We start from the raw sequence: 19,665 nt of genomic DNA, 5'->3' as shown, positions 1-19,665 counted from the left end.
CGCGGCAACACCGGCGGCGTCTCCCGCACCTCACGTACCTCCTACGGAAGGCAGCCCATGGAGAATTCTGTGTCCCCGGCCGTGATCAGCAGACGCCGGGCCCTGACGGCGGCGGGCGGTGTGCTGGCCGGTGCCGCCCTCGCGGCGCACGCGGTCCCCGCCTTCGCGGCCGGGTCGTCGGACGCGGACGCGATCGTCGTCGGCGGCGGCCTCGCCGGTCTGGTCGCGACGGCCGAACTGGCCGCCGCGGGCCGCAAGGTACTGCTTCTGGACCAGGAACCCGAGACCAACCTGGGCGGACAGGCCTTCTGGTCCTTCGGCGGTCTCTTCCTGGTCGACTCCGACGAGCAGCGTCTGATGGGCATCAAGGACTCCCAGGAACTGGCGTGGCAGGACTGGCTCGGGGCGGCCGGATTCGACCGCGGCGTCGGGGACCCGACCGGCCAGGACCACTGGGCCCGCAAGTGGGCCGAGGCGTACGTGGACTTCGCCTCGGGGGAGAAGCGGTCCTGGCTCTACGGGCTGGGCGTGCGGTGGTTCCCGATCGTGGGCTGGGCCGAGCGCGGCGGCGGGCTCGCGGACGGGCACGGGAACTCGGTACCCCGCTTCCATGTCACCTGGGGAACCGGTCCCGCCGTGGTCGAGCCGTTCGAGAAGCGGGTACGGGCCGCGGTCGCGGACGGGAAGGTGACCTTCAGGTTCCGGCACCGCGTCGACGAGATCGTGCGCACCGGCGGCGCCGTGACGGGGGTCCGGGGCGCGGTCCTCGAACCGAGCACCGCGGCGCGCGGCAAGGCCAGTTCGCGCACGGTGGTCGGTGACTTCGAACTCCGCGCTCCGGTCGTGATCGTCACCTCGGGGGGCATCGGCGCCAACCACGACCTCGTGCGGCAGAACTGGCCTGCCCGGCTCGGCACTCCGCCCAAGTTCATGGTCACCGGTGTGCCCGCCCATGTGGACGGCCGGATGCTCGGGATCACCGAGGCGGCGGGCGGGCGCATCGTCAACCCCGACCGGATGTGGCACTACACGGAGGGTCTCAGGAACTACGACCCGATCTGGGCCAACCACGGCATCCGTATCCTGCCGGGACCGTCGTCGATGTGGTTCGACGCCACCGGCAAACGCTTCTCCGCCCCCGACCTGCCCGGCTACGACACCCTCCACACGCTCAAGTCGATCACCGACACGGGCTACGACTACTCCTGGTTCGTGACGACGCAGAAGATCATCGCGAAGGAGTTCGCGCTCTCCGGCTCGGAGCAGAACCCGGACCTCACCAACAAGGACGTCTGGATGCTGCTCTCGCGCATCTGGCAGACCCCCGAGCCGATCGAGAAGTTCAAGAAGAACGGGGTCGACTTCGTCGTCGCCGCCACGCTGTCCGAACTGGTCACCGGCATGAACAAGCTGACCGGGGACGGACTGATCGATCTCACCGACCTCAAGCGGCAGATCGACGCGCGGGACCGGGAGATCGACAACCCCTACACCAAGGACGTCCAGGTGATGGGGATCCGCAACGCGCTCGCCTACACCGGGGACTCGCTCAGCCGCACCGCGCCGATCCACAAGATCCTGGACGCCGGCGCCGGTCCGCTGATCGCCGTACGGCTCAACATCCTCACCCGCAAGACCCTGGGCGGTCTGCAGACGGACCTCTCCGGCCGCGTCCTGGACGCCACCGGCACCGCGATTCCCGGTCTGTACGCGGCCGGTGAGGTCGCGGGATTCGGCGGCGGGGGAGTGCACGGATACCGCTCGCTGGAAGGCACCTTCCTGGGTGGCTGCCTGTTCTCCGGGCGACAGGCGGGGCGGGCGGCGGCCGCCGCGCTCTGAACGCGGCGTACGGACCGCCGGAGGCGACCTGCCGGCGGTCCGTACACCGACCTGCCGGCGGTCCGTACACCGGCCCGCCGCCGGTCCGCGGGGCGTTCTGCAGGCGGGTCCGCGGCCGAGCCGCCGCCGATCCGCGGTCGGTCCGTGCGGCGGTCTGGACGCCGGTCCACGCCGGACCACGCCGGCCCGTGCGGCGTTCTGCACGTGCCGGTCCGTGCGCCGGTCCGCGGGGCGTTCTGCACGCGCCGGTCCGTGCGCCGGTCCGGACGCGGTGTCTCCGGCGTCCCGTACGCGGGTCCGTCTCCGCACGGCGGTGGCTCCGGGGGTTCGTACACGGTCCGGTCCGTTTCGCGTGTCCGGGCGTGTCCCGGTGGGGGATCTCGTCGACCGGGGGCGCGGGGGCCCGCGCGGGTGCGCGGAGCGCTGGGCGCTGCGTCCATGCGGCCGATCGGCGGTGGCTGTGCGACTAAGCGAACCGCGATCGGGAAATGGCACTCCCGGAGCCCTTGCCGCCGGCTCGCACGGACGCGGAGGCAGGAACGGCTCCACCCCCACGAAACGCAGGAGTGCGCATGCAGTACGTGAAGCTCGGTTCGACGGGCCTGGACGTGTCCCGGATCTGCCTCGGCTGCATGAGTTTCGGGGTACCCGGCCGGGGGACCCACGAGTGGACCCTCGACGACGAGGCGTCCCGCCCGCTGATCCGCCGGGCACTGGAGGCCGGCATCACCTTCTTCGACACGGCGAACGTCTACTCCGACGGCACCAGCGAGGAGATCGTCGGCCGCGCGCTCGCGGAATACGCTCGCCGCGACGAGATCGTCATCGCCACCAAGGTGAACGGCGCGATGCACGAGGGCCCCAACGCGCGCGGTCTGTCCCGCAAGGCCGTCATGACGGAGATCGACAACAGTCTGCGCAGGCTGGGCACCGACTACGTGGACCTGTACCAGATCCACCGCTTCGACCCCGCCACGCCCGTCGAGGAGACGATGGAGGCCCTGCACGACGTCGTGAAGGCGGGCAAGGCCCGTTACATCGGGGCGAGTTCGATGTACGCCTGGGAGTTCTCCAAGGCGCAGTACACGGCCCTGCTGCACGGCTGGACGCGGTTCGTGTCGATGCAGAACCACTACAACCTCCTCTACCGCGAGGAGGAGCGCGAGATGCTGCCGCTCTGCGCGGACCAGGGCGTCGGCGTGCTGCCCTGGAGCCCGCTCGCGCGTGGCCGTCTCACCCGCGCCTGGGACGTCACCACCGAGCGCAGCAGGACCGACGAGTTCGGCAGGAAGCTCTACCAGGAGGGTGACCGGGACATCGTCGACGCGGTCGGCCGGATCGCCGCCGAGCGTGACGTCCCGCGCGCCCGGATCGCCCTCGCCTGGCTGCTGCGTGCCGACACCGTCACCGCTCCCATCATCGGCGCCACGCGGGTGGGGCACGTCGACGACGCGGTGGCCGCCCTCGACGTGGAACTCACCGAGAAGGAGGTCGAGGAACTGGAGCGGCCGTACACGCCCCGGGCGATCAGCGGTCACTGATCCACGGGCCCGATCCGTTCGCCACGCAAATCTCTCATCGGGCAAAAGTAATGCGCACATGAGCGGCCCCGGGTGGCTGGTGAATCCGGTGCCGCCGTCGCAAGAGGCGGCCGGCGGATATTGGGAGCGCTCCCAATAGGGGGTGGCGTATGGGCGGGCAACACCGCCGGTCGACCGGGTGAATGTCCTTCCTGCCTGGGGGCCTCTCGAGGTGGGCGCCGCGCATGGCGCCCGGAGGGAAGGTCGCGGGATTTCTGTTTTTCTTTTGCGAGCGCTTCTATTGACGTTTCGTCAATCCAGGTCGCGCCCGGTGGAATGGGGAAAACGAGAGGATCACTTGTTTCGGCAAGGTCCGCTGTGCAAAGGTGTGCCTTGTTGGCGTGCAGACAATATTTACTTCCTTCTGCGCGTGCACGGTGTGGCCGCCCGCCCCGCTTCCGAAGAGCCGTCGAAGTGGGTGTTTGCGGCGGCACGGTCCCCCATGGGTAGCCCCTCGCCTGACCGGGCGAGCCGCCCGCTCATTGGTATGGACTAATTCATGCGTTGCCTTTGGGAGGAAAGCGGACGTGAACGACCCCGCCCTGTCTCAGTCCCCGGAATCCGCTCGCTTGTTCGAGATATCGGATGAGCGACTGGCCGCCGAACTGAAGAAGAGCTCGGGGAACACGCCCGCGCACCACCCCGTCGGAGAACTCCTCGACCGACACTGGGAAGCGGTCTTCGGCTACGCCCGGCTGTGCACCAACGGCGTGCGTCCCGCCGGAATCCTCACCACGGCGGCATTCACCCGGCTGTTCGGCGAATCCCTGCGGCAGACCGGACCGACGGCGGCCTGGCGGCCGCAGTTGCTGGTCACCGTGCGCCGCATGACCGCCGAATGGCTCGCGGACCAGCGGCGGGAATCGCTCCACCCCGAGCTGCTGGCCGGCCCGGACGGCGAGGAGCGCGTCGTGGCGCGGCTCCTTCCGCCGGAGGGCCGGCGCCTGCTGTCCCGCGCATTCCAGCGACTTCCGGAGGCGGGCCGTTGCCTGCTCTGGCATGCCGAGGTCGAGGCCGAACAACTAGCCCTGCCCGCAGCGCTGTTGGGCATCCGTGAGGACGCCGCCCTCGTCGAGCTGGCGCGGGCCCGTGAACGCCTGCGTGAGGGCTGCCTGGAGATCCACCGCGAACTGGCCCCCGAGGAGGAGTGCCGCCAGTACCACCGCATGCTGGATGTGTCGCTGCGACGTGGTGGTGACGACCTCGACCCCGATCTGCGCCGGCACATGGGCCGCTGCCGCCACTGCCGGTACACCGCCGACCAGTTGAACCACTTCAACGGCGAACTCGCCCTGCCGCTGGCCGAGTCCGTGCTCGGCTGGGGCGCCGAGGCCTATCTCGCCACCCGGCCCGGACGCGCCGTCGGTCTGGTGGAGGTGACGGGCGACGGGCCTGGCGGCCCGGGCCTCCACGCGGCCCCTCCTCTCCCCGACAACGTCCCGCTCCCGCCGAGCCGGCCGCCGCGTGTGGCGCCGCGCGGCCAATCGGCCACCGACTCGCGCCGGGCGACGCACAAGGCACCCCGGCGCTCGCCGGGCCGCCGCAACATCGCGCTGGCCGCACTGACCGCGAGCGGCCTGATCCTGGTCCCGCTGGCCCTGTGGGCGGCCCAGGGCTCGGACGGCACCGTCGAGGGCGCCGGGCCTTCGGGCAGGCCGAGTTCGGGCCCCGTCAAGGCACCCGGTGCGAAGCCGTCCTGGATAGGCGACGCGTCGAACGGCACCGTGCGCGGCCGGTTGCGCAACCTCAAGACCGGGCTGTGTGTCGGCATCGTCGGCGGGAAGCTCGTGAAGGGGGCCGAGACGGCACTCACCTCGTGCTCCTCGGCCGGGGCGCAGGAATGGTCGTACGAGGCGGACGGGGTGCTGCGCGACGTCGCCGACCCGGGCCTGTGTCTCGACTCCCACCTCGGCTACTCGATCCAACTGGCCTCCTGCACCGCCGAGTCCGGCTCGACCGGCAAGAACGTGCGCTACGACTTCACCCTTCAGGGGGAGTTGGTGCCCCGGGGCAACCAGGACCTGGCCCTCACGCCCGCCGCCACCAACGGCACGGGAGCCCTGGTCCTCAAGCTCCGCAGGGATCAGGCCGTCCAGCACTGGACCCTGGACACCTCGTCGCCCTCGCTCCAGATGGCGGCGGTGAACTGGGACGCCGACGGATCGGCCACCGCGCCGGTGACCCGGGAACCCACCGGGGCCTCGCGGTCGCCGAACGGTGCGTCCAAGGTGTCGCCCGCCCCCTCGGCCGGGCCGTCGACGTCCGCGGGGAACCCCTCCGCCCCGAGTCCCACGTCGTCCTGCTCCCCGTACGACTGCCCGCCGGCCGACGGCCAGTACGGCACCCCGGGATACGGCGACGGGGGCACCTGGGGGAACGGCGGCTACGGATACGGCGGTTACGGCGGCGGTCACGATGGCTACGGATCCGGAGGCGGCCGGGGCGGCCGTCACTGACGCCGTCCCCTGCGGTCCCGCCCCCGGGGATCGCAGGGGACGGGACCGGGCCCCGGGCACCGACCGCCTCCGCCGTGAGGTGTCACGACGCCGCGGTGGCCGACCCCGCGGTGGCCGACGCGGAGGCGGCCGTGCCCAGGAACTCCGCCCAGCCGCCGAGGGGGGACTGTCCGGGATCGAGGGTGCGCAGCTTGCGCAGCACCGCAGGGTCCTGGACCTCCAGCCACTCCACGAGCTGGCGGAACGAGACCAGGCGTACCTCGTCGTGCCCCGCTATCCGCTCGACGGCCTCTTCCACGGCGTCCATGTATATGCCCCCGTTCCACCGTTCGAAGTGGTTGCCGACGAAGAAGGGGGCCCGGTTGCTCTCGTAGGCCCGGCGGAAGCCGGCCAGATAGCTGTCGCGGGCCTGCGCGCGCCAGGCGTCGTACTGGGCGCGGTCACCGAGCGGGTTGGCGTTGGACTGGTTGGCCATCAGGTTGTAGTCCATGGACAGGACCTGGAAGGTGTGGCCGGGGAACGGGATGGACTGCAGCGGGAAGTCCCAGACGCGGCCGTTCTGGACCTTGCCGGGCCACATCTGGAGGCCGCCGGGGGAACTGGCGTCGTACTTCCAGCCGAGGGCGGCGGCCGTCGGCAGCAGGTTGGACTGCCCCTCGAGACAGGGGGTGCGGCCGCCGATCAGCTCCTTGTCGTAGTCGAAGGGAAGCGGTTCGAGATCGGTGAAGCCGGTGTTGGTCTTCCACCCGGTGACGAACTTCTTCGCCTGGTCGATCTCGCTGCGCCACTCGGCGGGGGACCAGCGGCGTACCCCGTCCGCGCCGCAGAAGTGACCGTTGAAGTGGGTGCCGATCTCGTGCCCCTCCAGCCAGGCGCCCCGGATCTGCTGAAGTGTCGCGTGGATGTGCCGGTCGGAGAGGTAGCCGATCGCGGAGGCGCCCACCGGGTGCTGCGGTGGGCTGTAGAGGTGCTTCTTCGACTCGGGCAGCGTGTAGATGCCGCTGAGGAAGAACGTCATCGACGCGCCGTGGTCGGCGGCGACCTTGCGGAACCGCGAGAACAGCTGGTTGCTGAGCTCGCCCGCGCCGTCCCAGGAGAACACCACGAACTGCGGCGGACGCTCGCCGGGCTTGAGCCGCTCGGCCTTCGGCTGCTTGGGCTGGGCCCCCGTGTCGGCGGTGGAACCGTCGCCGATGAGCCGGGGCCGCGGGGTCGCGTCCTGCACCTGCCCCTTGCCGTCGCTGCCCACCGACCAGTCGTGCGCCGAGCAGGCGGAGAGCGCGCCGAGCGCTCCCGCCGCGGCCGTCGCGGTCAGCAGACGCCTGCGTGAGATGCCGGTCATGATGAACCCCCGATGTCCTCGATACCGCTCCCGCGCCGGGCCGGAGCTTCCGTTCCTGCGACGCGCCGGCCTGCCGGAAGGTGCGTCGAACGGTGTGATGCGCGGATGTCCGGGAAAGGTCGCCGGCGGGGGGACGTGTTGCCGTTCCGTGACAAACCCCGCCGGTCCGCGGGCGGACGGCGGGGCGGACAGCGGCGGGGTGGGCGGCCGGGAGCGGCGGGGCGGGCGGGGTCAGGCGCCGCTACCGGCCCGGACGACCGTCAGCGAGACCGAGGAGGAGTTCCCCGACACCGGGACCTCGCCGCCCTTCCAGACCGCCTTGAGCGGGTCCCGCTCGTCGGGCGGTGTGACGACCAGCGACGCCGGCGTGGCCGTGTGCGCCCCGCTGATCTCGGGGTTGGAGAACGTCAGGCCCGCCCACGCGCTCTGCCCGGGGGCCAGCACGACCGTGGTCGGCGACCCGGGGGAGCGCTTCGGGTCGGGCCCGAGCTGCTTGCCCGACGCGTCCACGAAGGCCGCCCCCGGGTAGCCGCGCAGGGTGCAGGTGCGGTGGGAGGTGTTGGTGAGGACGACGGGGAAGTTCTCCTGGCCCGCTCCCGGGTCGTTGGCACCGACCGAGGCGCGCAGTTCGGAGGTGTGGCAACGGGTGCTCGCCGCACCGCTTCCGGTCGACGCCGTCGCCGTCGCCGAGGCCGAGCCCGACACCGGTGCGGAGGTCCTGCCGCCGCCGGCCGACGCGGTACTGGTGCCGGAGCCGTCCGGGGTCGTGTCACCGGAGGCCGGCTGCGCCGTGCCGGGGAGTTTCTGCGGGGTGCCGCCCGTGCCGCTGTCGGTCCCGCAGGCCGAGAGCGTGCCCAGCAGCGCGATACCCGCGACCACCGCCGCCCAGTGCGCGGGGGAGGACGTACGGCGTACCGGAACCTCGTCGCCGTGCCGGAAGGTCGCCATGTCAACACTCCTTCGAATTCAGCGCACGCCGTGACCCGTGCGTACGGCGCTCCGTGCTCCGTCACCACTGTCCGATGCGCGCCGGCCGGAAAAAGTTCGCCGGTCCGGCACGCGTTCTCGTCAGGTGCCTACCCGTACGGAGCCGAGCACACGGTCGGTGGCGTCGCTGCCGCTCTTCTGGCGGATCTGTACATAGAGCTGCGGCTGTGCGGCGCCGCCCGCGGGGGTGAGCCCGACCTCCGTGAGCGAGCCGTGACCGCCCGGGCAGTCGCTCCAGGTCCTCACCAGCCCGTGCCAGTGCGCGCCGGTGTAGGTGCGGCCGCCGTCGTAGTGGCACCCCGTGTGGGCGAGCGAGGCGACCTCGGCCCGGATGTCCCCGTGCTCGCTCAGGCCGACGAACACCCCGTCGACAGCCGAGCGCAGGTCCTGCCACTTCGCCAGGTCGTCGGCGACCGCCAGCCCCGGTTCATGGGCGTCCGACAGGCCCACGGTCCGCGGATTCCAGCCGGAGTCGCGCAGCTGGCGGCCCCAGGCGTGCGGCACGTCGACCGTGAGCCGCCCCGAGGCGTCCGAGACCCGCACCGACCCGCCGGAGGACTGCCGGCTCACCAGGGCGGCGGTGACGCCGCCGGCGGCGACCACGACCGCGACGGCCACCGCGGCGATGACGGTCCTTCGTCGGCGCCGGGGCGTACGGGCGGCCGGAGCCGGCGTCACCCCGGCCAGCCGCTCCAACTCCTCGGCCAGACCCAGCGCCGTGGGAAAGCGCCGCTCCCGGTCGGGTTCCATGGCGCGCAGCAGTGCCCGCCGGACTCCCGGCGCGAGGTCGGTACGGATCCGGTCGGGGCGTACGACCTCTCCGGGCGGCCCGGGAACCGTGCCCGTGACCAGGTGGTAGCCGAGGGCTCCCAGGCTGTACACGTCGGCCCGCGCGTCGATCCCCGACCCGGGCCGGGCCTGCTCCGGCGGGGTGTAGCCCGCCGAACCCGCGGCCATCGTCAGCCCGGAGGCCTGCGCCAGGCTCTTGGCGAGACCGAGGTCCGCCAGCAGGACCCGCTCGCCCGCGCCGGGTGCCGTGCGCAGCAGCACGTTGGACGGCTTGATGTCGCGGTGCACGATCCCGGCCTGGTGCAGCGCGGCCGCGCCGCGGGCCGCCAGGGCGGTCAGCCGCAGGGCCTCGGACACCGGGAGCGGTTCACCGCCGACCCGGTCCGCGAGGGTGCCCCCGTCCGCGTACTCCATGACGAAGTAGGGCCTGCCGTCCGGGAGTTCACCGATGTCGTAGACCTGGACGACCCGGCTCGAGTCGGCCTTGCGCAGCAGCCGGGCCTCGGCGAGGAAGCGCTCCCGCACGTCCAGGTGGTCGACCCAGTTGTCGGACAGCACCTTCACGGCGACGACCGCGTCCAGCACCTCGTCGTGGGCGAGCCAGACCACGCCGAAGCCGCCGGCGCCCAGGCGCCGGTCCAGACGGTAGCGGCCGATCCGCTGCGGAGGGTGCATGCGACTATCATGCCTGGCCTCTGATCGACACCGAGGGGAGCACCCAGTGCAGGACGCGGCGGGAACCGAAGAGCTCGCGCTGCGCGCCGCCGCGGGCGATCCGGACGCCCTGGATCTGCTCCTTCAGCGGCTGGGGCCGGAGGTCATGCGGCGCTGCGGACGCTTCCTGCCGTGCCGCGAGGACGCCGAGGAGGCGGCGCAGGACGTCCTCCTCCAGGTGGCGCGGAAGATCACCGCCTTCGAGGGCCGCAGCCGCTTCAGCACCTGGCTCTACACGGTCGTCGCCAACTGCTCCCGACAGAAGTACCGCGAGCTGAAGCGGCGGGCCGCCGAGCAGCCGGACGTCATCGACGCCTCGCAGCACGTCGACCCGCGCACCACGAGTGTCATCGCCGGTTCCCGCATCGACCTCCTCGAGGCGCTGGAGCGGCTGGAGCGCGAGCATCCGCACCTGGTGGCGCCGCTGGTCTACCGGGACATCTGCCAGCTGGAGTACGCCGAGGTCGCCGAGCGGGTCGGCATTCCGCTCGGCACCCTCAAGTCCCGTCTGCACGAGGCCCGCAAGCAGGTCAGGCCCTGGCTGGCCGACGCCTCGTGACGTCGCGGTACGTCTGACGGTCTGTCAACTTCATGCTCTTCGTCGGGGGTTGGAGCAGGGCGCGAGCCCGTCACGGGTCGGGAAGCGGGCGTGCCCGTCGGTCCCTCCGCCGGGCGGGCCCACGGGGCGCCGCGTGCCCTGACGCGCCGGGTGTCGCGGGCCCTTAGGGTGGTCGGCGTGACCCAGAGGAACAGCAGACCGCTCGCCGTGTTCGACCTCGACGGAACGCTCGCGGACAGCGCGCACCGGCAGCGGTTCCTGGAGCGCACCCCGCGCGACTGGGACGCGTTCTTCGCGGCCGCACCGCAGGACCCGCCGCTGGCCGAGGGCGTGGCCCTGGCGCTGGAGAGCGCGCGGGAGTGCGACGTGGTCTACCTGACCGGGCGTCCCGAGCGCTGCCGCCGTGACACCGTCGCGTGGCTGGCCGCCCAGGGGTTGCCCGAGGGGCCGGTGTGGATGCGGCGCGACGACGACCGCAGGCCCGCCCGCCGGACCAAGTCGGAGATCCTCCGCCGACTCGCCCGCGACCGTGAGGTCCGTGTCCTCGTGGACGACGACGAACTCGTCTGCGACGACGCCGAGCGGGCCGGGTTCACGGTCGTACGGGCGCGCTGGGCGACCGCGTCGGCGGCTCTGAAGAACGCGCAGGAGCGCGAGGGGCGGACCTGACCGGGCTGACGTGACCGGTCCGGCCTGACGTGCCCGGCGCGCCTTGACGCGATCGGGCTGACGTGACCGGCGCGGCCTGACGCGACAGGCCCCGGCCTGACGTGACCAGCCCGGCCCGGCGTGATCGGCCCGCTTGGTCCGGCCTGCACGGCCCGCCCGGCCCGGCGTGATCAGCCCGCCTAATCCGGCCTGCGCGGCCCGGCGTGACCGGCCTGCGCGGCCCGGCGTGACCGGCCTGCGCGGCCCGGCGTAATCGGCCTGCCCGGCCTGGCGTGACCGGCCCGGCCCGGCCGGGCATTACCGGCCCGCCCGGCCTACCTGTCCCGACGAGGGCGGACCGGTCTGGGCCGAAGTGGTCCGAGGGCGACGGGCCGGCGGCCGGCTGGTACCCAACCTGCGGTGCGCCACCGGCAGGACCGTGACGGGCCGGACCGCCGGCAGCGGGCCTGCGATCGACCGGGCAGCCGTGGCCGCCGTGCGATCGGCGGGGCCGTCCCGGCTGATGCGCGGCTGTCGGCGCACGACCGGAAGCCATGGACATCGTGGGCGGTGCAGCGGTGCAGCGGTGCGGCGGTGGGGCGGTGCGGACGGCGGGGGCGCCCGCACGGTGAGCAAAGGCCGCCGGTCGGCCGTTCGGGGGTTCGCTCGCGATACCGCTGCCCGGGTGGGCGCGAGGGCGGGGACGGGGTCACGGGTCCGAGCGCGGGTCGTGCGGGCCCCGCACGACCCCGTCCGCGCGTGCCGGCGTGCGGCTCCGCGGGGGATCGGACTGCTCGCGGGCCCGTGGTGGATCGGCGTACGGCTCGGCGCGGGAAGCGGCATGTGGCCCCGGAGCGGGGCCACATGCCGGGAGTCGTGGCGCCCGGTCGCGTCAGGCGCCGTCCTCCAGGCGGAAGCCGACCTTCAGACCCACCTGGTAGTGCTCGACCTCCCCGTCCACGATCTGCCCCCTGACCTGGGTGATCTCGAACCAGTCCAGGTTGCGCAGGGTCTGCGAGGCGCGGGCGATCCCGTTGCGGACGGCCTGGTCGATCCCCTCGGGAGACGTGCCGACGATCTCGGTGACCCGGTACGTGTGGTCGGTCATGCGGGTGCTCCTCTCCGCCGTGGCGGGTGTGCCACGCGTCATTCCACGGTGCCTCACGGCGCCGCGGTACGCGAGATGTCGGTGGTGTCTCGACGGTCGCCCTTGACGGGTTTGATTGGTCCATACCAAAATCAGAACACCCGTACGAGCGCTGAGCTCGACCCCCACGCCGGGTTCCCTTTCCGCTGTCCGCAAGACAGAACAGGATCCCCTTCGTGACGCGTCGTCTGCTCGCCCTCGCCTGTGTGACCGCCTCTCTGCTGACCGCCTGCGGAGCCCTGCCGGGAGGAGGCGGCGGACGTCACACCGTGACGGTGTGGCTGATGAAGGACAGTGCGTCCGAGGAGTTCCTCAAGCGCTTCACCGAGGACTTCGAACGGACCCACCGGGGCATCGCCCTGGACATCCGCATCCAGCAGTGGACCGGGATCGTGCAGAAGGTCCAGGGAGCGCTGGAGGGCGAGCGGGGCAACGGGCCGGACGTCATCGAGGTGGGCAACACCCAGGTGGCGCAGTACGTGGACCGGGGCGGCCTGAGCGACCTGACGCTCGAGTCGGTGCGCGACTGGGGCATGGACGACTGGCTCCCGGGCCTCGCCCAGCCGGGCCGGTTCAGCACCCGCCAGTACGGCATCCCGTGGTACGCGGCGAATCGCGTCGTCATCTACCGCAAGGACCTCTTCGACCGGGCCGGCATCAAGAAGCCGCCGAAGACCCGCGAACAGTGGATCGAGGACACGGGGCGGCTCAACTCGGCCGGCAACCAGGGTATTTATCTGGCCGGGCAGGACTGGTACACCTTCGCCGGGTTCGTCTGGGACGAGGGCGGAGAGCTCGCGACGGAGTCCGCCGGAACCTGGCAGGGCTCCCTGCAGTCGCCCGCGGCGCTGCGCGGCATGGACTTCTACCGGCGGCTCCAGGCGCTCGGCTCCGGGCCCGCCGGCGCGGACGAGGAACACCCGCCGCAGGCGGGGGTGTTCGCCGGTGGCCATGTGGCACAGATCGTGGCGGTACCCGGCCTCGCCCAGGCGATCGTGGAGCAGAACCCGGCGCTGCGGAAGAAGCTCGGGTTCTTCCCCGTGCCCGGCAGGACGGCCGCCGAGCCCGGCGCCGTCTTCACCGGCGGCTCCGACCTCGTGGTGCCCAAGAACACCGACGACCGGCGGGCGGCTACGGCCGTCGTCTCGGCCCTCGTCGGCGCCAAGTGGCAGACGGAGCTGGCCCGGACGATGAACTACGTCCCCAACAAGACCACCCTCGCGGGCGCCGTGGCCGGCGAGGAGGGCGCCGCGGCCATGGCGGTGGGCGCCGCGCAGGGCCGGGCGACACCCGCCTCGCCGCGGTGGGCCGCCGTCGAGGCCGACAACCCGATCAAGTCCTATATGACCAAGGTCCTGACCGGGGCGGACCCCGCGACCGAGGCAGGGCGCGCCTCCCGCCTGATCACGGAACGGCTGGCGGAGACCGGGGGATGAGTCCCCGGCCGCCGTCCCCCGGGAGCGTCATCGGAGGAAGCCCGTGTAGTGGTGCTGCTCGACCTGGCTGCTGATCTGCTTCACGGTCTCCAGGCCCACGCTCACGATGATCAGAATGCTCGTGCCGGTGAGCTGGTTGGCGCCGCCGAAGCTCGCGAACGCGACGGTGGGGACCAGGGCGATCAGGCCCAGATAGAGGGCACCCGGCCAGGTGAGTCTGTTGAGGACGTAGCCCAGGTACTCGGCCGTGGGCCGGCCGGCCCGCAGGCCCGGGATGAACCCGCCGCTCTGTTTGATGTTCCCCGCCACTTCCTCCGGATTGAACGTGATCGCCACATAGAAGAAGGCGAAGAACACGATCAGCAGGAAGTACGCGAGGACGTAGTACGGATGGTTTCCCCGGACGAAGTTCTGTGTGACCCAGGTGGCCCAGCCCGCGTGCGAATTGGAGAACTGTGCGATCAGCGCGGGGATATAGAGGAGCGAGGAGGCGAAGATGACCGGAACCACACCGGCCTGGTTGACCTTCAGCGGGATGTAGGTCGCCGTTCCCCCGTACGACTTACGGCCGATCATCCGTTTCGCGTACTGCACCGGAATGCGGCGCTGCGCCTGTTCCACGAAGACGACCAGGGCCACCATCGCGAACCCGACCAGAATGACGACGCCGAAGCCGAGCCACCCGTCGGCGATCTGCCCCTCCTGTTTGACGGTCCACAACGCGCCGGGAAACGTGGAGGCGATCGAGATGAAGATGAGCATCGACATTCCGTTGCCGATACCGCGTTCGGTGATGAGCTCTCCGAGCCACATCACGGAGGCCGTCCCCGCGGTGATCGTGAGCACCATCACCAGCGTGGTGAGGATCGAATGGTCCGGGACGATGCCCGCGGCGGTCGGGCAGCTGGGGAACAGCGCGCCACTGCGGGCGGTCGCCACCAGGCCCGTACCCTGCAGAATGGCGAGAGCCACCGTCAGATAGCGCGTGTACTGGGTGATCTTCCCCTGCCCGGCGGCGCCCTCCTTCTTCAGCGCCTCCAGTTTCGGGATGACCACCGTCAGCAGTTGCAGAATGATGCTCGACGTGATGTACGGAAGAATTCCCAGCGCGAACACGGTGATCTGGAGCAGGGCCCCGCCGCTGAACAGATTGACCAGCCCCAGCAGACCGCCGTTGGTCGTCGCCGCGTCCACGCACGCCTGGACGCTCCGATAGTTCACGCCGGGCAGCGGCACATGCGATCCCACGCGGTACAGCACGATGATGCCGAGCGTGAACAACAGCTTCTTGCGCAGGTCCGGGGTTCCGAAGACCTTGGCGAATGCGCGCAGCAAGGGTTCCTCCTTCGCCCCTGCGTCAGCACGTCAGAGGTGCACAGAAGCAGATTTTCCGAGCTCGGGAACATGCTCCAGGAACGCAACGCGAAGTAATGCTTCGCGAACGTAGGGAAATTCAAGCACCATCATCGAATGGGACATCCGGGACGGCAACCGGAAAGGCCCCGACGGGGGATCACGGGACGGCCCTCGAGCACCTTTCGGCGGGCGGAGACGCCACGCCGGGCGCCGGTACGGGGCGCCGGAGCGGACAGGGCGACGGGCGCCGGCGGTGTACATCGCCGGCGCCCGTCGCCCGATGGTGCCCGGGTTCACCGCCCGGGCGGTCTCTCACGCTGCTGGTGACGTCACCCGACCACGCTCAACGACAGTGCGAAACGGCCCTCGCGGTCCGTCCACCAATGGGCCAGGTCGAGCCCCGCCGCGGCGAGTTCGCGCCGTACCCCCTCCTCGCGGAACTTCGCCGAGATCTCGGTGCGCAGATCCTCACCGGCGGCGAAGTCGACGGCGAGGTCGAGGGCGGGGATCTTCACGGTCTGCTCGGTCCGCGAACGCAGCCGCATCTCGATCCACTCGTGCTCGGCGTCCCAGCGGGCGACATGGGTGAACGCGTCCGGATCGAAGTCGGCGCCGAGCTCGCGGTTGACGACCGTCAGCACGTTCTTGTTGAACTCGGCCGTCACTCCGGCCGCGTCGTCGTACGCGGCGACGAGCACCGACTCGTCCTTGACCAGGTCCGTGCCCAGCAGCAGCGTGTCGCCGGGGGAGAGCAGGGCCCGTACGGAGGCCAGGAACGCGGCGCGTTCGGTCGGCAGCAGGTTGCCGATGGTGCCGCCGAGGAACGCCACGAGCCGCGGTCCGGGCGTGCCCGGAAGCGCGAGACCGCCCGTGAAGTCGGCGATCAGCGCGTGCACACCGAGCTCCGGGCGTTCGGCGATCAGCGCGTGCCCGGCCTGGGTCAGGGCGCTCTCGCTGACGTCGACCGGCACATAGGTGTGCAGCCCGGGCAGCGCGTCGAGCAGATGACGGGTCTTCTCGGACGAGCCCGAGCCCAGCTCGACGAGGGTGCGCGCACCGGTCGCCGCGGCGATCTCGGTGGCCCGGGCGGCCAGGATCTCGCGCTCCGCCCGGGTGGGGTAGTACTCGGGCAGTTCGGTGATCTTGTCGAAGAGCTCGCTGCCGTGCGCGTCGTAGAACCACTTCGGCGGCAGCGTCTTGGGTGTGTGGGACAGGCCGTGCAGGACGTCGGCGCGCAGCGCGGCGTCCGTGGCGTCTTCGGGCAGGGTGCGGGTGAGAAGGAACGGACTCACGTGCTGGGCTCCTTCGGACGTGCGGATGCCATGGGGTGGTGGGGGTCCTCGTGGTCGGGCACGCCTTGGCGGTCGTGCGGGTCCTTGAGCGGGGTGAGCAGGACGTCGGTGCCGGTCGCCACGAGCAGCGTGCGGTCCGGCACCTCCTGCCACCGTGGGTCGTCGTCGTACGGCTCGGAGGCCACGACGGTGCCGCGGCCGGGTTCGGCGAGGTACCACAGGGTGTCGCCCCAGGCCGTCGCGGTGATCGTGTCGCCGTCGGTGAGCAGCAGGTTGAGCCGGGAGCCCGGGGCGGCCTCGGCGACCTCCAGGACCGTGTCGGCCAGCGCCCGGCTTCCGTCGTCCCCGGTGCGCAGCCGCTGCAGGACCAGCGCCCAGACGAGCGCCGAGTCGCAGCGGGCCTCCAGCGACAGCAGCTCCACGGCGGGCAGGCCGCGGGTCAGCGGGGCTAGGGAGTGGGGCCAGCCGAGGACGGCGCCGTTGTGGCTGAACAGCCAGGTGCCCGCGGCGAACGGCGCCGCCGCGGCCTCCCCGTCCGCTCCCGCCCGGGTGGCGTCCCGTACGGCGCCGAGCAGCGCCCCGGTCCGTACGACACGGGCCAGGTCCGCGAAGGACTGGTCGCCCCAGATGGGCCCGGCGCGCCGGTACCGGGCGGGCACCGGGTCCCCTTCGGCGTACCAGCCGACCCCGAAACCATCGGCGTTGACCGTCCCGTACCGCTGTCGCCGGGGTGCCCACGACTGCCGGAACAGACTGTGCGGCGGTTCCGACAGCAGCCGGCCGATCGGTGTCTCGGGCCCCAGATAGGCCAGATGACGGCACATCAGGCTTGCCCGTCGCGGGCCGTGCGGAACCCGGAGAAGATCTGCCGCCTGATGGGGTAGTCCCAGTTGCGGAAGGTGCCCCGGCAGGCGACCTTGTCCACGGCGAACGAGCCGCCGCGCAGAATCTTGTGCTCCGGCCCGAAGAAGACCTCCGAGTACTCCTTGTACGGGAAGGCCGCGAAGCCGGGGTAGGGCTGCAGGTCGCTCGACGTCCACTCCCACACGTCGCCGATCAACTGCCGTACGCCGAGCGGGGACTCGCCCGCCGGATAGCTGCCGGCCGGAGCCGGACGCAGATGGCGCTGACCGAGATTGGCGTGCTCGGGGGTGGGGTCGCTGTCGCCCCAGGGGTAGCGGGTGGAGCGGCCGGAGACCGGGTCGTGGCGGGCCGCCTTCTCCCACTCGGCCTCGGTGGGCAGTCGGCGCCCCGCCCAGCGGGCGTAGGCGTCGGCCTCGTACCAGCACACGTGCAGCACCGGCTCGTCGGACGGTACCGGCTCGGTGACGCCGAAGCGGCGCCGCAGCCACTGCCCGCCCTCGCGGCGCCAGAACAGCGGCGCCTCGATGCCGTGGGTCCGGATGTGGGCCCAGCCCTCCGGGCTCCACCAGCGTTCGGTGTCGTAGCCGCCGTCCTCGATGAAGGCCTGGTACGCGGCGTTGGTCACCGGAGTGGTGTCGATGAAGAACGCCGGGACCTCACGCCGGTGCGCGGGCCGCTCGTTGTCCAGCGCCCAGGGCTCGGTGGACGTGCCCATCGTGAACGGGCCGCCGGGGACGAGGACTTCGGCCGGTCCCGTGAACGGCGGGGCGGGATCGGGGTCCGGCGCGGTGAGGGCCGCCGGTCCCCTGCGGAGCTGATGGGTGATCAGCATCGTCTCGTCGTGCTGCTGTTCGTGCTGCGCGATCATGCCGAAGGCGAATCCCGCCTCGGTCAGCGGGGTGCCCCGGAAGGCGGTGCCCTCCAGGACGTCCAGTGCGCGGCCCCGTACCTCGGCGGCGTACCGCCGGGCCTCCGCGGGAGCCAGCAGCGGCAGTGAGGGCCGCTCGGCGCGCGGATGCTCGAACGCGTCGTACAGCCCGTCTATCTCGGGCCGCATGGCATCACGCCCGGCGACGGCGCGCAGCAGCCACAGCTCCTCCTGGTTGCCGATGTGGGCGAGGTCCCAGACCAGGGGGGACATCAACGGCGAGTGCTGCGCGGTCAGCTCGGGCTCCTCGACGCAGGACGTGAGGAGCGCGGTGCGGTCACGGGCCGTGGTCAGTGCGTCGAGCGCGCGCTCCCTGAGCGACTCGGGGTCCGTGGGTGACGTGGGGGCGGTCATGTGCGGAGGTCCTTCCCGTGGGACCGGCCCTGGGACCGGTCGTGGGACCGGTCGTCGAGCCGACCGTGGAATTGACGGTGGAACTGGCTCAGCAGATCGTCGGCGGGGCAGCGACCCCGGGCCACGTAGCGCTCCGTGAACTCCGCGACGGCCTCCCGCACCTCGGCGGTGGCACCGAGGCGGGGCAGTGCCTCGGCGGCAGCCGCGAAGCAGATGACGGCGGCCTCGCGCAGCTCGGGGTCGGTCAGGCCGTGCCGGGCGGCGCCGATCCACAGCGGATTGCACGGAGCCGGCAGGCCTTCCGCCCGCTCCGCGAGGGGCTTGACGGTCCGGTAGGCGATCTCCGCCGCCTCCGGGTCGTCGAACAGCGCCGCCGTCACCGCCAGTGGCACGATCCACCCGTCCTCGCCCGGCTGCGCGTCGATCATGCGCAGCTCCAGATGGCCGCGAGGGCGGACCGGCGGGAACAGGGTCGTGAGGTGGTAGTCCAGGTCCGCCCGGTTCGGCGGTGTGCCGGACCGGGTCCACTCCCGGAAGGTCAGGCCCTCGGGTACCTCCCAGGGGCCTTCCGGAGCCCGGACGCACATCACCGGCGCGTCCAGGACGTGCCGGGCCCAGGCGGCGCGCGGATCGCCGCGCAGCGAAGGCGCGGCGGACCGGCCCGGGTCCATGGCCGTCCACAGGGACTGCCGCGTGGAGCGCCAGCCCGTGTAGCGGCCCTGGGCGAGCGGGGAGTGCGCGAACGCGGCCACCAGGACCGCGCCCAACTGGTTCGCCAGCCACCAGCGGCGCCCGTGGCCGAGCGGGCCGGGCTCCTCGTACCCGGCGTCGAGGCACACCTGGACCGAGGCGGAGGAGCACATCATCGCCCGGCCCTCGGGGCCCGTGCGGTCCAGGTAGCGTTCCATGGCGTCGTAGCGCGGCTCACGGAGGTAGCGGCTCGGGGGGTTCCAGGGTTCGTGGCCGTGGCCGCTGAGGCCGAGATCCATCTCACGCAGTACCGCGCGCACCGCGTCGAGATCGGCCGACACGGACCCGACGCACTCCATCAGGGAGCCGGCGGGTGCGGAGCTGAGCTCCAGCTGGCCGCCCGGTTCGACGGTGAGCGCCGAACGCAGGGGCAGGGTCCGCAGAGCGGCGTAGGCCGCTTCGAGCTGTTCAGGTGTTGCGGGGAGCTGCGGCCGCCGCAGCTCGTGGACGAGCCATTCCACTTCGACACCGAGGGTGCGGGGCGGTCCGGTCTTGAAGCATATGCCTCGGACCAGCGCTTCCACCTCGGCCTCGGTGACGGCGGAGCGTTGCTCCGTACAGTCACTCACCGAATCGGACATGTAGGGATCCTCCTGAGATTCCACCATGCCGCCGGCCCGGCGT

The 19,665-nt window shown here is 71.9% G+C and carries 15 protein-coding genes; 6 read left to right on the top strand and 9 right to left on the bottom strand.

Translation table 11 applies throughout. The features are described 5' to 3' along the window. Window positions 1–57: 57 nt before the first annotated feature. From OG199_RS07790 to OG199_RS07780, 3 genes are all read left to right on the top strand, one after another. On the top strand, window positions 58–1,839 hold the full coding sequence (locus tag OG199_RS07790; protein ID WP_405828745.1) for an FAD-binding dehydrogenase: 1,782 nt from the start codon (window positions 58–60) through the stop codon (window positions 1,837–1,839). 572 nt (window positions 1,840–2,411) lie between these two features. After that, window positions 2,412–3,380, top strand: coding sequence for an aldo/keto reductase (locus tag OG199_RS07785; protein WP_401805339.1), 969 nt, complete (start codon window positions 2,412–2,414; stop codon window positions 3,378–3,380). 566 nt (window positions 3,381–3,946) lie between these two features. Beyond that, window positions 3,947–5,875, top strand: a complete 1,929-nt coding sequence (locus tag OG199_RS07780; RefSeq protein WP_405828743.1) for a ricin-type beta-trefoil lectin domain protein — start codon at window positions 3,947–3,949, stop codon at window positions 5,873–5,875. 82 nt (window positions 5,876–5,957) lie between these two features. Here OG199_RS07780 and OG199_RS07775 read toward each other — a convergent pair whose 3' ends face one another. From OG199_RS07775 to OG199_RS07765, 3 genes are all read right to left on the bottom strand, one after another. Beyond that, window positions 5,958–7,217, bottom strand: a complete 1,260-nt coding sequence (locus OG199_RS07775; protein WP_356798229.1) for a hypothetical protein — start codon at window positions 7,215–7,217, stop codon at window positions 5,958–5,960. A 231-nt stretch (window positions 7,218–7,448) separates the two neighbouring features. After that, the gene (locus tag OG199_RS07770) at window positions 7,449–8,165 is read right to left on the bottom strand and encodes a DUF4232 domain-containing protein (RefSeq protein ID WP_405828741.1); all 717 of its coding nucleotides are present in this window, start codon (window positions 8,163–8,165) and stop codon (window positions 7,449–7,451) included. Window positions 8,166–8,285: 120 nt separating this feature from the next. Continuing rightward, window positions 8,286–9,668: a serine/threonine-protein kinase gene (locus OG199_RS07765; protein ID WP_405828739.1), complete on the bottom strand. Its 1,383-nt coding sequence runs from the start codon at window positions 9,666–9,668 to the stop codon at window positions 8,286–8,288. Between the two features lie 46 nt (window positions 9,669–9,714). Here OG199_RS07765 and OG199_RS07760 point away from each other — a divergent pair, with 46 nt between their 5' ends. Both OG199_RS07760 and OG199_RS07755 read left to right on the top strand, forming a co-directional pair. Next, the gene (locus OG199_RS07760; RefSeq protein ID WP_266704599.1) at window positions 9,715–10,266 is read left to right on the top strand and encodes an RNA polymerase sigma factor; all 552 of its coding nucleotides are present in this window, start codon (window positions 9,715–9,717) and stop codon (window positions 10,264–10,266) included. A gap of 177 nt (window positions 10,267–10,443) precedes the next feature. Beyond that, window positions 10,444–10,935 carry a hypothetical protein gene (locus OG199_RS07755; protein ID WP_356798237.1) on the top strand — a complete coding sequence of 164 codons (492 nt, stop codon included), beginning with the start codon at window positions 10,444–10,446 and terminating at the stop codon, window positions 10,933–10,935. A gap of 871 nt (window positions 10,936–11,806) precedes the next feature. Here the strand turns inward: OG199_RS07755 and OG199_RS07750 are convergent. Continuing rightward, complete coding sequence (locus tag OG199_RS07750; protein WP_356798239.1) at window positions 11,807–12,022, bottom strand: dodecin; 216 nt, start codon at window positions 12,020–12,022, stop codon at window positions 11,807–11,809. A gap of 215 nt (window positions 12,023–12,237) precedes the next feature. On the opposite strand from OG199_RS07750, the gene OG199_RS07745 reads away from it, so the two are divergent. Then, the gene (locus OG199_RS07745; protein ID WP_405828736.1) at window positions 12,238–13,497 is read left to right on the top strand and encodes an extracellular solute-binding protein; all 1,260 of its coding nucleotides are present in this window, start codon (window positions 12,238–12,240) and stop codon (window positions 13,495–13,497) included. Between the two features lie 27 nt (window positions 13,498–13,524). Here the strand turns inward: OG199_RS07745 and secY are convergent, their stop codons facing one another. From secY to egtA, 5 genes are all read right to left on the bottom strand, one after another. Continuing rightward, complete coding sequence (gene secY, locus OG199_RS07740; RefSeq protein WP_401805351.1) at window positions 13,525–14,832, bottom strand: preprotein translocase subunit SecY; 1,308 nt, start codon at window positions 14,830–14,832, stop codon at window positions 13,525–13,527. Between the two features lie 350 nt (window positions 14,833–15,182). Next, window positions 15,183–16,145, bottom strand: coding sequence for an L-histidine N(alpha)-methyltransferase (gene egtD, locus OG199_RS07735; protein ID WP_401805353.1), 963 nt, complete (start codon window positions 16,143–16,145; stop codon window positions 15,183–15,185). Further along, the gene (egtC, locus tag OG199_RS07730) at window positions 16,142–16,969 is read right to left on the bottom strand and encodes an ergothioneine biosynthesis protein EgtC (protein WP_405828734.1); all 828 of its coding nucleotides are present in this window, start codon (window positions 16,967–16,969) and stop codon (window positions 16,142–16,144) included. The genes egtD and egtC overlap by 4 nt, the downstream gene beginning before the upstream one ends. Next, window positions 16,969–18,291: an ergothioneine biosynthesis protein EgtB gene (gene egtB / locus OG199_RS07725; RefSeq protein ID WP_356803413.1), complete on the bottom strand. Its 1,323-nt coding sequence runs from the start codon at window positions 18,289–18,291 to the stop codon at window positions 16,969–16,971. The genes egtC and egtB overlap by 1 nt, the downstream gene beginning before the upstream one ends. Continuing rightward, window positions 18,288–19,622: an ergothioneine biosynthesis glutamate--cysteine ligase EgtA gene (egtA, locus tag OG199_RS07720; protein WP_405828731.1), complete on the bottom strand. Its 1,335-nt coding sequence runs from the start codon at window positions 19,620–19,622 to the stop codon at window positions 18,288–18,290. The genes egtB and egtA overlap by 4 nt, the downstream gene beginning before the upstream one ends. Window positions 19,623–19,665 lie beyond the last annotated feature (43 nt).

Source organism: Streptomyces sp. NBC_01176 (assembly GCF_045039825.1).
GTDB lineage: Bacteria > Actinomycetota > Actinomycetes > Streptomycetales > Streptomycetaceae > Streptomyces.
Note: the sequence above shows the minus strand (reverse complement) of the source record. Positions and strands in the feature narration are given on the sequence as shown.

Coding starts and splice junctions, on each gene's coding strand:
- egtA (WP_405828731.1), bottom strand. CDS start 19,622: ATGTCCGATTCGGTGAGTGACTGTACGGAGCAACGCTCCGCCGTCACC.
- OG199_RS07750 (WP_356798239.1), bottom strand. CDS start 12,022: ATGACCGACCACACGTACCGGGTCACCGAGATCGTCGGCACGTCTCCC.
- egtB (WP_356803413.1), bottom strand. CDS start 18,291: ATGACCGCCCCCACGTCACCCACGGACCCCGAGTCGCTCAGGGAGCGC.
- OG199_RS07775 (WP_356798229.1), bottom strand. CDS start 7,217: ATGACCGGCATCTCACGCAGGCGTCTGCTGACCGCGACGGCCGCGGCG.
- egtC (WP_405828734.1), bottom strand. CDS start 16,969: ATGTGCCGTCATCTGGCCTATCTGGGGCCCGAGACACCGATCGGCCGG.
- OG199_RS07765 (WP_405828739.1), bottom strand. CDS start 9,668: ATGCACCCTCCGCAGCGGATCGGCCGCTACCGTCTGGACCGGCGCCTG.
- OG199_RS07770 (WP_405828741.1), bottom strand. CDS start 8,165: ATGGCGACCTTCCGGCACGGCGACGAGGTTCCGGTACGCCGTACGTCC.
- OG199_RS07785 (WP_401805339.1), top strand. CDS start 2,412: ATGCAGTACGTGAAGCTCGGTTCGACGGGCCTGGACGTGTCCCGGATC.
- OG199_RS07790 (WP_405828745.1), top strand. CDS start 58: ATGGAGAATTCTGTGTCCCCGGCCGTGATCAGCAGACGCCGGGCCCTG.